We start from the raw sequence: 13,566 nt of genomic DNA, 5'->3' as shown, positions 1-13,566 counted from the left end.
GGCCGCTGCTGGCCGCGGCGCAGCCTCCACAACCCGCTTTCTGCCTCTCTTTCCGAAAGGAACTGTCATGACCGCTGTCCCAACTCCGCCCGCCACCATGAAGGCCCTCAGCAAGCAGGAAGCCCGCCCGGGCCTGTGGATGATCGAAACGGAAGTGCCCACGCCCGGGCCCAACGACCTGCTGATTCGCGTGAAGAACAGTTCCATCTGCGGCACCGACGTCCATATCTACCGGTGGGACGAGTGGGCGCAAAAGACAATTCCCGTTCCGATGGTGGTCGGGCATGAGTACGTCGGCGTGGTGGCTGGGATGGGCAGCGAGGTGCGCGGCTTCAGCCTCGGGGACCGGGTGAGCGGCGAGGGTCACATCACCTGTGGTCACTGCCGCAACTGCCGGGCGGGGCGGCGCCACCTCTGCCGCAACACGCTGGGGGTGGGCGTGAACCGGCCGGGTTCCTTCGCGGAATACCTCGTGCTGCCCGCCTTGAATGCCTTTAAGATCCCGGGCGACATCCCCGACGAGATCGCCGCCATTTTCGACCCCTTCGGCAACGCGGTGCACACCGCCCTCAGCTTCGATCTGGTAGGCGAGGACGTGCTGATCACCGGCGCGGGGCCTATCGGCGTGATGGCCGCCGCTGTCGCCCGGCACGTGGGCGCGCGCAACGTGGTCGTCACTGACATCAATGACTACCGCCTGGAGCTGGCCCGCCGGATGGGGGCGACTCGCGCCGTCAATGTCGCCCGTGAGGACCTGTGGGAGGTCGCGCGGCGCGAACTCGGGATGACGGAGGGCTTCGATGTGGGCATGGAGATGAGCGGGTCGGGGGCCGCCTTCGCGCAGATGGTCCGCGTGATGAACAACGGCGGCAAGATCGCCATCCTGGGCATCCCCTCCGGGCAGGTGGACATCGACTGGAACGACGTGATCTTCAAGGGCCTGACCCTCAAGGGCATCTATGGCCGCGAGATGTTTGAAACCTGGTACAAGATGACGGCCCTGATCCAGTCGGGCCTGGACCTCACGCCCGTGCTGACGCACCGCTTTTCCATCGACGACTACCAGAAGGGCTTTGATGCGATGCTCAGCGGGCAAAGCGGCAAGGTGATCCTGGACTGGGAGGCGGGGGTCTAGCCTGCTAGCATGTTCCCCATGAGCCTGCGCTTTGGCTGGTGGTGGCCCGGTTGTTAGCCGGGTGACTTTCCCTGACCCTGTGCAGGCCGCGCCCGGAGTGATCTGGGCGCGTTTTCTTTTCCCTCTGGAGGCTTCCCTATGAACAAACCCCGCATCCTGACCGGAGACCGTCCGACCGGCCCCCTGCATATCGGCCACTATGTCGGCTCACTGCGCAACCGCGTCGCGCTGCAACGCGACTACGACACCTACATCCTGATCGCGGACGTGCAGGCCCTCACCGACAACTTCGAGAACCCGCGGAAGGTGCGGGACAACGTGCTGGAGGTGGCGCTGGATTACCTGGCCGTGGGCCTGGACCCGCAGGAAGTGACCTTCGTGATCCAGTCGCAGGTGCCCCAGATCGCGGAGCTGACCGTCTTCTACCTGAACCTCGTCACCGTGTCGCACCTGCGGCAGAATCCGACCGTCAAGACCGAGATCGCGCAGAAGGGCTACGGCGAGGCGGTGCCCGCCGGGTTCTTCGTCTATCCCGTCTCACAGGCGGCGGATATCACGGCCTTCGGCGCGAACCTCGTGCCGGTCGGCGAAGACCAGCTCCCGATGATCGAGCAGACCCGCGAGATCGTGCGGCGCTTCAACCACCTCTACGCGCCCGTGCTGGTCGAACCGCAGGCTCTGGTTGGTGAAGTGGCCCGCCTGCCCGGCCTGGACGGCAAGGCCAAGATGAGCAAGTCGCTGGGCAACGCCATCTTCCTGTCCGACAGCGCGGACGAGGTGGCCCGCAAGGTCCGCGGCATGTACACCGATCCGGGCCACCTGCGCGTCGAGGACCCCGGCCAGGTGGAGGGCAACCCGGTCTTCGCCTATCTGGACGCCTTCGACCCCGACAAGGCGCGCGTGCAGGCCCTCAAGGACCACTACCGCCGCGGCGGCCTGGGCGACGTGAAGGTCAAGTGGCATCTGCTGGAGGTGCTGGAAGAAACGCTCGCCCCAATCCGCGAGCGCCGCGCCGAGTTCGCGCGGGACATGGCGGGTGTGGAAGCCATCGTGCGTGAAGGGACTGAGCGGGGCCGCGAGGTGGCCGCCGGAACGATGCAGGCGGTCCGCCAGGCGATGCACCTGGACTACTTCCCGGCTGCCCACATCCCCCAGCCCACACCCTAGACGCACCCACGTTTCTTGAGTCCGCTCGTGTTAACCTAGGGCACGGAGGTCGGGCCGGGTCCCGGCGTGAACACACATGGACTACTACGAACTGCTGGGTGTCTCGCGCACCGCGAGCGCCGACGAGATCAAATCCTCCTACCGCAAGCTGGCCCTGAAGTTTCACCCCGACCGCAACAAGGAACCGGGGGCCGCCGAGCAGTTTGCCAAGATCAACGAGGCCTATGCCGTGCTCTCGGACCCCGAGAAGCGCGCGCACTACGACCGCTTTGGCAGCGCGCCGGGCGCGGGCATGCCGGGCGGGGATCCCTTTGGCGGCATGGGCTTTGACCCGATGGACATCTTCGAGCAGCTCTTCGGGGGACTGGGCGGACGTGGGGGCCGCCGGGGTCCGGCGCGCGGTGACGACATCGAGACCGAGGCGCGCGTCACGTTGGAGCAGGCCCGCGCGGGTGATGAGATCGAGGTGGAGGTCGACCGCCTCACCACCTGCGAGCACTGTCACGGCAGCCGCACCGAGCCGGGGGGAAAGCCCCCCAAGAGCTGCCCGACCTGCGGGGGGCTGGGGGTGGTGCGCGCGCAGGCCCGCACGATCTTCGGCGTGGTGGAGACGCAGCAGCCCTGCCCCACCTGCCGCGGCGAGGGCCAGGTGATTCAGGAGCCCTGCACGGTTTGCCACGGAAGGGGCCGTACCCTCAAGGCCGAGAAGGTGGGGGTCAAGCTGCCGCGCGGCATCGACGAGGGGTACCGCATCCGCGTGGCGGGCATGGGGCACGAGGGGCCGGGCGGGAACGGCGACCTGTACGTGCATATCGAGATGGTGCCGCACCCCGAGCTGCGCCGCGAGGCCGAGAACCTGATCTACACCGCTTCGATCAGCTTTGCCAAGGCTGCCCTCGGCGGGCAGATTACGGTGCCCACCCTAGACGGTCCGCAGACGGTGGAGGTCAAGCCAGGAACGCAGCACGGCGACCTGTACCGCCTGCGCGGCCAGGGTCTGCCCCGCCTGCAAGGGGCCGGAGTGGGCGACCTGGTCGTTGAGTACGAGATTGCGGTGCCCAAGCCCTCGCAGCTCACGCCGGAGGCGCGCGAGGCCCTGCACGCCTACGCCCGCGCCGTTGGGGACGAGGTCCACGAGCACCGCGAGGGCTTTTTTGACCGGGTGGGCAAGATTTTCCGGGGCGAGTGACCGGAGCAGCCGGGCGGGGGAGGTGCAAAGAGCGCGCCTCCCCCGTATGGTCTGTCCCGGCCTGACTGTCCCGTGACAGCAGCGTGAAGGGCCGGGTATGCTGCTGTGCGGTCGTCTCCCCGCGACCCTTTCTCACCTGCCCCGGAGGTATTCCCCGTGACCGTGACTGAACCCGCCGTGTCCGAACGCACCCTGGCTGAGCGTCTCTCGCAGAGCCGCCGCCGCCCGCTGCTGGTCTTTGCCGGGCAGAGTAACCGCCCGCTTGCGCAGGCGATCTGCGACAACCTGGGTATCCCGCTGGGTGTCAGCAAGACCGAGAAGTTCACGAACGACAACATCATCGTGCACTACGAGCAGTCACTGCGCGAGGGGGACGTCTTTATCGTGCAGTCCTTTAGTACGCCGGTGAGTGACGCGATTATGGAGCTGCTCCTCATGATCGACGCGGCCAAAAGCGCGTCGGCGGGCCGCGTCACGGCGGTGATTCCCTACTTCTCCTATGCTCGCAGCGACAAAAAGGACAGCCCGCGCATCTCCATTGCGGGGCGCTTGCTGGCCGATATTTTGCAGGCGGCGGGAGCGGACCGCGTGCTGACCATGACGCTCCACGCGCCGCAGGTCCACGGCTTTTTCAAGGTGCCGGTCGATCACCTCTCGGCAGACCGCGTGCTGAGCGCGCACTTCAGGCAGTGTGTGCCCAACGCCAGTGAAGGCGTGGTCCTGGCCCCCGACGCCGGCAGCATCAAACGGGCCAGTCAGATTGCGCGCCGCCTGGGCGCAGGCCTCGCCATGATCGACAAGGAGCGCCTCTCGGATACCGAGGTCCGCCCGCGCGCCCTGATCGGCAGTGTGGAAGGCAAAACAGTATTCATTGTGGACGACGAGATCAGCACGGCGGGGAGCCTGGTCGAGACCGTGAACATCGCGCGCAGCATGGGCGCCAAGGACGTGTACGTCGGGGTGACCCACGGCGTCTACACCGGGCCTGCCATCGAGCGCATCGCCAGCCTGGACGTGACCCAGGTCGCCAGTACGAACACGGTCTACGTGTCGCCGGAGAAGGTGGCCGCCGCTGGCGGCAAGCTGGCCGTGCTCGACGTGTCGCCCCTTTTTGCCAATGCCATCGCCAACATCCACACCGGGGAGAGTGTCAGCACGCTCTTCGAGTGAGCGGAGCGCAGGGCAAAGGGGGAAGACCCAAGGCCGGTCTTCCCCTCCTCGTTGTGTCGCTCTAGCCAGCTTGCCGGGGTAGCCTCCAGGTCATCAGGCCCACGAGCAGCGTGCCCGCTGCCAGCAACGTGAGTAACAGGCCGGAGTGTCCCACGACCAAGAAAGCGAGCGGGATCAGGGCGGTGACGAGGAGCGGCGGGAGGAAGGCGCGGCCCAGGGCCAGCACGCTGAAGAAGAGGCCTGCCAGCGCACCGAGCGGCAAGGCCAGGGCGGGCGGCAGGTACGCGGTGAGCACGCCGCCCCACACGAAGCCGAGGGCAAGCCCCAGAACCGCGCCCGCCAGGCGCAGCGGTGGCAGGGGCAGGCGGCGCAGCCCCGCCCACGCGAGGGCCAGCAGTGCGGCGAGGAGCAGCGTGGGCGGCTCCATCAGCCCGATCTTGGCGAGCATCTCGCGCACACTGCCCTGTGCGAACACCACCGCCACATTCTGCGCGGTGATCACGTCCTGAAGCCGCCAGCGCAGCGTTTGCAGGCCGCCGAACGCCGAGCGGGTGACCGACGTGGGGTAGAGGCTGTAGCGCTCGAACTTGGCGGGCCGGTCGGCGGTGACGGTCAGATCGAGGTTCCGCAGCGGTTCCCGGCGATCGGCGAGACGGTAACTCCAGCCGCGCGACCCCTGATGCCGGTAGGTGACGCTGACGCGCACCGTCTGTCCGGCGGGAACCACGCCCTCCCAGACGCTCCCTTCGCGCAGATCGCTGGCGCGGTAGCTCTGGCCGTTCACCGTCAGCCGGAAGCTGCTGAGGGTGCCGCTGCCGGAGGGAAGCGGGAAGACGAAGCGCACCGGAGCCGCCTCCTGACGCGGGTTGGTGAAGGTGTAGTCGGCGCTGAACGTGGCGTTGTAGTACGTCCCGCGCCCGCCCGCCGGGTCCACGAAGCGTAGGTCGGCGCGGGCACGGGTGGTGTCCAGGCCCAGCGGCTCCTCGGTTTGCAGGGTCACGTCACGGGCGTAGATCAAGTTCTCACCCTGCCGGGTAAAGCCCTCGCGCAGATCCTGCACAGTCAGGCCGGGTGGGTTCCCGAAATAGGGCAGCAGCGTTTCCCAGCCGCCACCGAGGTTCAGCCGGGCGTACACGTCGGCGGGCAGCACCAGGCGGCGCGAGTACGTGCGGGTCGTGAGCAGGCTCACGCGCGGGGCCGACTGCACGGTTTGTCCGCCCGCCGGGTCCGCCGCGTTCGCGTAGCGGGCATTCAGTTGGGCCCCCAGCCGTGCATCCACCGCCCGCCGCGTGACCTCGGTCGCGAGAATTCCCGCCCCCACCGCGAGCGCCACCAGCAGCCAGCGGCCCAGCCCTGGCAGTTGGGAACCCGCCCAACTCAGCCCCACCCGGAACCGCTCGCGGTCCAGCAGCCCGATCAGCAGCAGCGCCACGAGCAGCGCCGCGAGCATCATCGCCAGCGGCACCACCAGCCCAGCCAGCCAGGAGAGGGCCCCTAGAAGGGTATGGAGCGCAGTTTGAACCATAGGGCCTCCAAGAATTGAGGTTATACTCTTCTGAGTATGAGCCTCAAAAGAGGCTCGATCATCCACCTTTTGGTGGATCAGGTTCTTGGTATTGATTTGTATTCAAAAGGGCTTGACCTTTTAAAGCTAAAGGGCCACGCTGAGGCGTGACCGCTGCTCCGCCTGTTCTGTCCGCGTCCACGCACGTCGGCCCCGTCACGCTGCTGGCGCGGGATCTGCCGCGGCTGGCCGATTTCTATACCACCCTGCTGGGGCTGGGGCCGCTGGCACAGGCGGCGGACTCGGTCACGCTCGGCGCACACGGCAGGCCCCTCCTCCACCTGTTGGCCCGCCCCGACCTCCCCGCGCCGCGGCCCAGCCGTCCGGGGCTCTACCACACGGCGTTTTTGCTTCCCACCCGCGCTGATCTGGGCCGCTGGCTGGCGCACGCCGCTCGCCTGGGCTTGCGCCTGGGAACCGGGGATCACCTCGTCAGCGAGGCGATCTACCTGACGGATCCCGAGGGGAACGGCATCGAGGTCTACCGCGACCGCCCCCGCTCGGAGTGGACCTGGGACAACGGTCTGGTGCGGATGGACACGCTGCCGGTGGATGTGCAGGGTGTGCTGGCCTCCGCCGAAGGAAGGCCTTTCAAGGGCGCCCCCGCCGGGACCACGGTCGGTCACGTTCACCTCAAGGTCGGGAACGCGGCGGAGGCAGCCCGCTTCTACCGCCGTGCCCTTGGCCTGAATATCGTCTCACACCTTCCGGGCGCGAGCTTCCTGTCCTGGGGGGGGTATCACCACCACCTCGGCCTCAACGAGTGGCACTCGTGTGGGCAGGGAAAACCTGAGACGCCTGCGGCCGGTCTGGGCGGTATCGAATTCGTCACGCCCGACCTCGCGCCGCTGCGGGCCCACCTCGCGGGTCTGGGCCTGAACGTGCAGGATGAGGATGGGGCACTGGGCTTCGAGGATCCCTGGGGTCACCGGGTGACCGTGCGGCTGGGGTAGGCCGCGGTGACGGTCAGAGGGACTCGGGCAGCGCCGTCGGCTGGCCGTTCACCCAGCGCAGCGGGGCGGCGTGCAGCTGCCGCCGGGTGCGTGCCTCGTTCCAGGCGTGAAAGACCAGGATGTCTTCCTCGCCCCGCCGGGTGACGCTGGCATGACCAGGGCCGCGCAGGTGCCCGGCCGTCCTGAGCACGTTCGCGCCCGGCAGGGGCTCGGTCCAGGGCCCCAGGGGGTGGTCGGCCACCGCATGCCCCACGCCGTACGTCTCGTTGATCCAGGCGCCGCCCGAATACAGCAGGTGGAAGCGCCCTTCCCGGTACAGCACGAAGGGGCCCTCCAGGGTGTGCCAGTCGTAGACGGCCCCGTACATCGGGCGGGCGCGCTGGTAGACCTGCCAGTCACCGCTTGCGCGCAGGATGGTCTGCGGTTCGCCCAGATGGGTCATGTCTTGCAGTGGGGCAACGGCAAGCAGCGTGCCGGGCCGCTCGCCGCTCAGGTCGTCGCGGGCATAGAAAAGCCACCACGACCCGTCCGGGGCCCGGAAGGGGTGCGGATCGATGGCGAACAGCTCTCCCGGTGTGAGGTTCAGGCCCAGGTCGGTGAAGGGACCGAGCGGATGGGTGGCGGTCGCCACCCGCAGGTGGTGATGCTTGTCGCCGTGGCCCACCGAGTAGTACAGGAAGAAGGTGCCGTTCTCCGACGCGACTTCGGGTGCCCAGTAGTCCAGCGGCTCCGCGCCCAGGGGCTCCAGCACGCCCCCGTGCGAGGTCCAGTGGATCAGGTCGGGGGAGGACAGCACCTCAAAGGCACGCTGGCCTGCCTGACCGTGCAGGCCGGTGCCGTAGGCGTAGTACGTGCCGTCCACGTGCAGCACAAAGGGATCCGCAAAATCGCCGGGGTACAGCGGTGCCTGGGGCAGGGGAGCGGTGAGGGTCATCGGCCCAGCCTTTCCAGAACGAGGGGACGGTCCAGGCCGTTGACGGGAGCCTGCGGCCAGCGCGGGTCGAGGGTGAGCACTTCCAGTCCCTCTCCCGTCAGCGCGATGGTGTCCTCGATCTTTGCGCCGCGTACGCTGGGATTCCAGGCGAGGACATTCCCGGCCGACAGGGTGACGGAGGCATCCGGCGTGGCGATGGCCTCGCGTGCTCGGTATCCAGCGATTCCCCCCTGATGGTGCTCAAAAAGAGCCTGCGGATGTCCCAGGTCGCGGTACGCCTGGGCCAGCACCCCGTACAGGTCCGCGAGGGCGGCGCCGGGACGGGAGGCCGCCAGCACGGCAGCCTCTACGGCGCTGACCTCCGCGTGCGCGGCGCGCAGTTCGGCGGGCAGGGGAGCAAAGGCCACAAAGCGGGTGAGGCTGGCGACCAGGCCGTGCCCCCGGGCGCACACCACCAGCATGGCGACCGACCCCAGCGGCTCGGCCTGTGGCGTGGGATGGCGGTACAGCGGCAGGCGGCGTTCGCCCGCGACCAGGGCGAGCGCGTCTTCCAGCCCGCGCCGCCGCAGCGCCGCGCTGGCCTCCCCGGCAAGGTCCAGTTCGGTCATGTCCGGGGTGGCGGCAAACAGCACCTCGGTCACGGCCTGGGCTGCGTCCCGTCCCACCCGGCGAAAGCGGTCCAGCTCGCTGGGCAACAGAATCCGTTTGCGGGCTTCGAGTTCGGGGGGCAGGGGGGCTTCGCTTGGTCCCGGGCGGTCACTCAGGATTCGGGTGGCCTCTTCGCGCGCCGCCGCCTCCCAGGCCTGCCCGTCCCCCCAGGGCACCGCGCGGACAGGCAGCACCGCGTCCAGCTCTCCGCCGCCGAGTTCCTCTGCGGTGAGCCGCGCAGCCTCGATCCGGTCGGTGAGGACAAAGGCTTCTTCTGGCCGGACCACCACCTCCGCTACGCCGGTCTCAGCGGTCAGGAGGACGGTGCTGGACCCTCCTGCCGTCGCCCAGGCAAACCAGTCTGTTCCGCGCAGGCGACAGGTTTCCGCCCCCGCCTGGGCCAGCGCCTCCCGCACCCAGGTGAGTTTGGTCTCCACTTCCTCCCGGCGGTTCATGGTGTGGGCGCCCTCTGCGGCGTGAGGGTCGGCCCCGCCACCTTCACCCGGCCGCCCGCAAAGGTCACCGGGTCCAGCCGCAGGCTGCGGTAGCCCACCGCGTCCCCGATGCGCCCCGCCGTCCAGGCGTGGTAGGCCAGCCAGGTGCGGCCCGCGCCGTCCTGGATCACCGCCTGATGACCGGGCCCGGCGACCGCGCCTTTGCTCACCAGAATGGGATTTTCCGGCGCTTTGCGGTACGGGCCGGTGAGCCGCCTGGCCGTCGCGTAGCCCACTCCATACAGGTCGCTACCGAAGGGACCGCCCGAGTACAGCAGGTAATACACGCCGCCCGAGTGGTAGAGGGTCGGGGCCTCGATCACGTTGCCCTCCCACAGCTCGAAGTTGTGGAGGAGCGCTGTGGCCTTGCCGGTCAGTTTCAACCCGCCTTCCGCGAGGGGCTGAAGGTAGAGGTTGGTGAGTTGGTTGCAGCAGTTCCCGTCGTTTTTCCACAGCAGGTACCACCGGCCGTCCACATCCCGGAAGGGGCTGGCGTCGATGCTGCCGCCCTCGGCCTCCTGGCACACCAGGGGCCTCGCGGCTGCGTCACGAAACGGCCCGGCGGGCGAGGTGGCGGTCGCCGCGCCGATGCACTGGCGGCCACTCAGGGTGTCGTGCGCGGTGAAGTACAGCACGAAGCGGTTGCCGATGTTCGCCACCTCTGGTGCCCAGGTCCGTCCGCCTTCCGCCCACCTGGGGAGCACCGGCAGCGCGTCTCCTGACCGTTTCCAGTGCACCAGATCGCGGCTCACCGCGTAGGGCACGTTGTCGTTGCCGCTGTTCGTCGAGTAGGCGTGGTAGGTGTTGCCGACCTTGAGAATGAAGGGGTCGGGGAAATTCTCATCCAACACCGGATTGCGAAAGGTTGTGGTGGAAGGGGGTCCTCCGCCTGCCAGCGTTGCGCAGGGAATGAGCAGCGCCGTGAGGGTCAAAGCCAGAGCGAGCCGGGGGTGGGGCATGCTTACTCCTTCAAACCGGTGGTAGAAAGGCCCTCGATCAGGTACCGCTGCGCCAGCAGGTACGCGATCAGCACTGGAATACTCGCGATGGCGGTCGAAGCCATCAGTTTGCCGTACTCGGTGACGTACCGTTGGGAAAAGGTATTGACCCCTACCGGCAGCGTGAGCTTATCGATGTCGGTCACGACAAAGGTCGGCCAGATGAAGTTGTTCCAAGAGCCCATAAAGGCAAAGACGCCGAGCGTGACCAGCGCAGGAAGACTCAGGGGCAGGACGACGTGCCACAGCACCTGAAGGCTGCTAGCACCGTCGAGCCGCGCCGCCTCCTCGAGCTCGCGCGGCAGGCTGATGAAAAACTGCCGCAGCAGAAAGACACCAAAGGCTCCAGCGAGGCCCGGCCAGATCAGGGCGTGAAAGGAATTGATCCAGTCAAAGCGCAGCATCATCAGGTACGTGGGGATCAGGGTCACCACGCCGGGCACCATCATGCTGCCCAGGATGAACCAGAAGATCGCGTCCCGTCCTGGGAAGCGCATGCGGGCGAGCGGATAGGCGGTGAGCGCACAGAGGGCGACATGCAGCACGGTAAACACCGCGGCGACAAACAACGAGTTCCACATCCAGCGCAGGATGTTGCCGTCGGGCGAGGTGAGCACCTCACGGTAGTTGTTCAGCGTAGGACGCAGCGGAACCCACTGGGTCGGCGAGGCGATCACGTCCGTTTCCGGCTTGAGGGACGTGGCGACCATCCAGTAGATCGGTGCCAGAAACAGCACGGCGAGCAGGCACAACAGCACGAAGCGCGGCAAATCACGCGGGACGCGGCGCTTCCTTGCCTGGAGCCCTTTGGGAACGGGCGCGGTGCGGTGCGGCGTAGGGCTGGGCGCGGCCATCTCAGCTCTCTCCTCGAGCGTCTTTCGCCATGATGCGGAACTGCAAGAAGGTAAAGATCAGCATCACCAGGCCGAACACAAAGGACATCGCGGCGGCGCTGGAAAACTGGTTGTTGCTGAAAGCTTCTTCCGTGATGTACTGGATGGCGCTCTGGGTGGTGCGGTTGGGACCGCCCGCCGTGATGACCAGCGTCTGTCCAAACAGCTGGAAACTGGCGAGCACGGTCGTCACAAAGACAAACAGCGTGACCGGCCCCAGAAGCGGCCAGGTGATGAAGCGGAACTTGGCCCAGGAGGTCGCCCCGTCGATCTCGGCCGCCTCGTAGTAGCTCTGGGAGATGTTGCCCAGCGCGGCGAGGTACAGGGTCATGTTAAACCCCACCGTCCACCACACTGTCCCCACGACGATCGGAAGCCAGGCAAGCCCCTCGGTGGAAAGAAACGGCACGGGGGGCAGGTCCAGCAGATCGGTGCGAACGGCATTCACCAGCCCGATCTGGTTATCGAACATCCAGCGCCACAGAATGCCCATCACCGACACCGTCAGAATGCCCGGCAGAAAGAAGACCGCCCGGAAAAAGGCCCGCCCAAAGATGGGCCGGTACAGCAGCAGTGCCAGCCCCAGCGCCGTCCCGATCAGCAGGGGCACACTGACCAGCGTGAAGAGGGCCGTATTCCTCATGCTGTTCCAGAAAAACTGTGCCTGCGGCGTGCTCGGGTCAAAAAGGTTGCGGTAGTACTCCAGCCCCACAAAAGGCCGCGTCTCGGCCAGCAGGTCCCAGCGGTGCAGGCTGACATAGAAGCCGTACCCCACCGGATACACCACAAAGACCAAAAACAGCAGCGCAAAGGGCAGCAGGTACAGGTACGGCACCAGGGGCGGGCGCGTGCTCCTTCGGCGCGGGGCAGCGGCGCGCGGCAGGCTAAGACTCATTGGGGCTTCCGTGGCAAGGGGGACGCAAGGTCATGGGACACCCTCTTTCTGACGGCTGGCAGCTGAGAACAGGGGAGCCGGTCCCGGCCTGCTGCGGACGCTGCTGCTCATCCTCCGCTCGTCCGGGACCGGCGCGGTGTCTCAGGCTGCTCGCGGACTCACTGGAAGGTCTTGCGGGCCTGCTGAATCTGCTTGTTGGCCTCGCTCACCCCCGCGTCCAGGGCAGCTTTGACGCTCATCTTGCCGCTGTAGGCGTTGGCCCAGGCGTTGTCGAACGGCCCCAGCACCTGCCCGCTCCAGGGGAAGCCACTGGTGGCGTAGATGCTGCCCAACTTCTCGAAGACACCCGAGATGGGGCGGCCCTCGAACTTTTTGTCGTTGGCGACGGCGGGCATGGTGGGTAGGCTGCCCGCTTCCGTCCAGGTGAGGTTTTGGGCGGGTTGCGTCATCCAGTTGATGAATTCCAGCGCGGCGCGGCGCTTGTTGGCGTCGTAGCCGGGCCGCTGCCGGGGAAGCGTCAGGTGGCTGCTGCCGCCCCACGCCGCATCCTGCTTGCTGCCGATACGCGGCACAAAAGCCACGCCGAAATTCATCTTCTGCCCCTCGAAGCGGTCGAGGTACCACTGGCCGCTGGGGAAGAAGCAGACCTTGCCCTGGCTAAAGGCCGCCAGTTCTGCCTCCTCGGTGCTGTTGGGCCGGGCCACGCCGTGCTTTTGGACCAGGTCCACCAGGAACTGCACGGCCTCCACGGCCTGCGGGCTATTGAAGCTGGCGTTCAGGGTTTTGTCCACCAGGCTGCCGCCGTTCTGGAGGATGGCGGCATAGGCCAGGCGCGAGCCCACCCAGTTGTTGTACAGGCTGATGCCCCAGGTGTCGAGGTTCTTGGGGTCAAAGCCCGCCTGCCCTGGCTTCCGGCCATTCTTGTCGGTGGTGCAGGCCCGCGCGGCGGCGAGCAGTTCGGCGCGGGTGGTGGGCACCTTGGTGATGCCCATCTTTTTCATGAGGTCTTTGTTGTAGAACGTCACGTACGCGACCGAGGAGATGGGGACGCCGTAGGACCGGCCCTCGTAATCGGCCGTTTTAAAAAGTGGTCCGTAGAAGCGCGCCTTGTTGATGCCTGCCGCCTTGAGCTCGGCGTCCGTCAGGGGCGACACTGCGCCACGGGCGATGAAGTTGGTGATCTGGTCCTCGTTGATCACCACCACGTCCGGAGCGCGCCCCGAGGCGACCAGCGCCGGGAGCTGCTGCCAGGTCGTGCCCCAGGGCTGCGCCTGCGCCCGCACCTGAATGTTGGGATGGGTGGCATTAAACTGCTGAATCAGCCGCTCCATCACGGGCCGGTCGGCGCCGGTAAAGCCGTGCAGATACGTGAGGGTCACTTTGGGGCCGGTGTACTGGGCGTGGGCCGCGCCGCCGAGCGCGAGCAGGGCCAGCAGAACAGTGCGGGACAGGGACGCGGTCATGACGGGTCAACCTCCTGGGGACGCGAGCCAGCTCAGGCGGGCTCGGAGGAGCAGGGTGGCGGA

12 protein-coding genes are annotated in these 13,566 nt (G+C 67.3%); 5 read left to right on the top strand and 7 right to left on the bottom strand.

From position 1 onward, the window contains the following. The first annotated feature begins 97 nt into the window (after positions 1-97). The 4 genes from tdh (at position 98) to EI73_RS06695 (ending at position 4,661) form a co-directional block, all read left to right on the top strand. A complete protein-coding gene (tdh, locus tag EI73_RS06710; protein ID WP_034385343.1) occupies positions 98-1,135 on the top strand; it encodes an L-threonine 3-dehydrogenase in 1,038 nt (345 codons plus the stop codon). A 138-nt stretch (positions 1,136-1,273) separates the two neighbouring features. After that, complete coding sequence (gene trpS / locus EI73_RS06705) at positions 1,274-2,302, top strand: tryptophan--tRNA ligase (RefSeq protein ID WP_034385341.1); 1,029 nt, start codon at positions 1,274-1,276, stop codon at positions 2,300-2,302. A gap of 76 nt (positions 2,303-2,378) precedes the next feature. Next, positions 2,379-3,491, top strand: coding sequence for a molecular chaperone DnaJ (gene dnaJ / locus EI73_RS06700; RefSeq protein ID WP_034385339.1), 1,113 nt, complete (start codon positions 2,379-2,381; stop codon positions 3,489-3,491). Positions 3,492-3,647: 156 nt separating this feature from the next. Then, positions 3,648-4,661 carry a ribose-phosphate pyrophosphokinase gene (locus EI73_RS06695; RefSeq protein WP_231557300.1) on the top strand — a complete coding sequence of 338 codons (1,014 nt, stop codon included), beginning with the start codon at positions 3,648-3,650 and terminating at the stop codon, positions 4,659-4,661. A gap of 61 nt (positions 4,662-4,722) precedes the next feature. Here the strand turns inward: EI73_RS06695 and EI73_RS06690 are convergent, their stop codons facing one another. Further along, entirely contained in the window at positions 4,723-6,186 is a 1,464-nt protein-coding gene (locus EI73_RS06690; protein WP_034385336.1) for a hypothetical protein, read from the bottom strand. A gap of 146 nt (positions 6,187-6,332) precedes the next feature. Here EI73_RS06690 and EI73_RS06685 point away from each other — a divergent pair, with 146 nt between their 5' ends. Beyond that, positions 6,333-7,178, top strand: coding sequence for a VOC family protein (locus EI73_RS06685; RefSeq protein ID WP_034385334.1), 846 nt, complete (start codon positions 6,333-6,335; stop codon positions 7,176-7,178). 13 nt (positions 7,179-7,191) lie between these two features. Here EI73_RS06685 and EI73_RS06680 read toward each other — a convergent pair whose 3' ends face one another. The 6 genes from EI73_RS06680 to EI73_RS06655 form a co-directional block, all read right to left on the bottom strand. Next, positions 7,192-8,112: a glycoside hydrolase family 43 protein gene (locus EI73_RS06680; protein ID WP_034385333.1), complete on the bottom strand. Its 921-nt coding sequence runs from the start codon at positions 8,110-8,112 to the stop codon at positions 7,192-7,194. Continuing rightward, complete coding sequence (locus EI73_RS06675; protein WP_034385331.1) at positions 8,109-9,215, bottom strand: Xaa-Pro peptidase family protein; 1,107 nt, start codon at positions 9,213-9,215, stop codon at positions 8,109-8,111. The genes EI73_RS06680 and EI73_RS06675 overlap by 4 nt, the downstream gene beginning before the upstream one ends. Continuing rightward, complete coding sequence (locus tag EI73_RS06670; RefSeq protein ID WP_034385329.1) at positions 9,212-10,213, bottom strand: glycoside hydrolase family 43 protein; 1,002 nt, start codon at positions 10,211-10,213, stop codon at positions 9,212-9,214. Before EI73_RS06670 ends, EI73_RS06675 begins: the two co-directional genes overlap by 4 nt. Positions 10,214-10,215: 2 nt before the next feature. Then, positions 10,216-11,106, bottom strand: a complete 891-nt coding sequence (locus EI73_RS06665) for a carbohydrate ABC transporter permease (protein ID WP_034385327.1) — start codon at positions 11,104-11,106, stop codon at positions 10,216-10,218. Position 11,107: 1 nt separating this feature from the next. Further along, positions 11,108-12,040: a carbohydrate ABC transporter permease gene (locus tag EI73_RS06660; protein WP_034385325.1), complete on the bottom strand. Its 933-nt coding sequence runs from the start codon at positions 12,038-12,040 to the stop codon at positions 11,108-11,110. Positions 12,041-12,198: 158 nt separating this feature from the next. Then, a complete protein-coding gene (locus EI73_RS06655; RefSeq protein WP_034385323.1) occupies positions 12,199-13,503 on the bottom strand; it encodes an ABC transporter substrate-binding protein in 1,305 nt (434 codons plus the stop codon). Between the last annotated feature and the right edge of the window lie 63 nt (positions 13,504-13,566).

It is taken from the genome of Deinococcus sp. YIM 77859, from assembly GCF_000745175.1.
GTDB lineage: Bacteria > Deinococcota > Deinococci > Deinococcales > Deinococcaceae > Deinococcus.
The sequence above is the reverse complement of the archived record's forward strand: the minus strand, read 5'-3'. Positions and strand labels throughout refer to the sequence as shown.

What these genes read in the sequence shown, in the direction of transcription:
- EI73_RS06675 (WP_034385331.1), bottom strand. Translation starts at nt 9,215, where the DNA reads ATGAACCGCCGGGAGGAAGTGGAGACCAAACTCACCTGGGTGCGGGAG.
- EI73_RS06670 (WP_034385329.1), bottom strand. Translation starts at nt 10,213, where the DNA reads ATGCCCCACCCCCGGCTCGCTCTGGCTTTGACCCTCACGGCGCTGCTC.
- EI73_RS06655 (WP_034385323.1), bottom strand. Translation starts at nt 13,503, where the DNA reads ATGACCGCGTCCCTGTCCCGCACTGTTCTGCTGGCCCTGCTCGCGCTC.
- trpS (WP_034385341.1), top strand. Translation starts at nt 1,274, where the DNA reads ATGAACAAACCCCGCATCCTGACCGGAGACCGTCCGACCGGCCCCCTG.
- dnaJ (WP_034385339.1), top strand. Translation starts at nt 2,379, where the DNA reads ATGGACTACTACGAACTGCTGGGTGTCTCGCGCACCGCGAGCGCCGAC.
- tdh (WP_034385343.1), top strand. Translation starts at nt 98, where the DNA reads ATGAAGGCCCTCAGCAAGCAGGAAGCCCGCCCGGGCCTGTGGATGATC.
- EI73_RS06665 (WP_034385327.1), bottom strand. Translation starts at nt 11,106, where the DNA reads ATGGCCGCGCCCAGCCCTACGCCGCACCGCACCGCGCCCGTTCCCAAA.
- EI73_RS06660 (WP_034385325.1), bottom strand. Translation starts at nt 12,040, where the DNA reads ATGAGTCTTAGCCTGCCGCGCGCCGCTGCCCCGCGCCGAAGGAGCACG.
- EI73_RS06690 (WP_034385336.1), bottom strand. Translation starts at nt 6,186, where the DNA reads ATGGTTCAAACTGCGCTCCATACCCTTCTAGGGGCCCTCTCCTGGCTG.
- EI73_RS06680 (WP_034385333.1), bottom strand. Translation starts at nt 8,112, where the DNA reads ATGACCCTCACCGCTCCCCTGCCCCAGGCACCGCTGTACCCCGGCGAT.